This is a genomic window from Sedimentibacter sp. B4 (genome assembly GCF_000309315.1).
GTDB classification, from domain to species: domain Bacteria; phylum Bacillota; class Clostridia; order Tissierellales; family Sedimentibacteraceae; genus Sedimentibacter; species Sedimentibacter saalensis.
The window spans coordinates 1-206 of the sequence record NZ_CANG01000510.1; the positions used below are offsets into that span (position 1 = coordinate 1).

Sequence of the window (206 nt, forward strand, 5' to 3'; positions counted from 1 at the left end):
TCGTGCCCAGGTCGGAGCCCTCCGAGCTCGCGGTGAGCGTGGCGGCGCGTGCCGTCCACCCGGGTCACCGTGGCCGGTGCCTTGACCACGTCGACCTGGGCCACGGTGCTGAGCGGGATCGCGTCCGCGGTCGCGTTCGCCGCATCCTTGGAGGCGTCCGTGATCGCCTGCTGCTTGTCCTGCGCCTCCAGCGTCTTCTCCCGGGA

General features: G+C 72.3%; 1 protein-coding gene. It reads right to left on the minus strand.

The window, feature by feature from the left end; all coding sequences use genetic code 11:
* On the minus strand, positions 1 to 206 hold a 206-nt coding region (locus BN358_RS27705; protein ID WP_232233131.1), incomplete at both ends, for a hypothetical protein.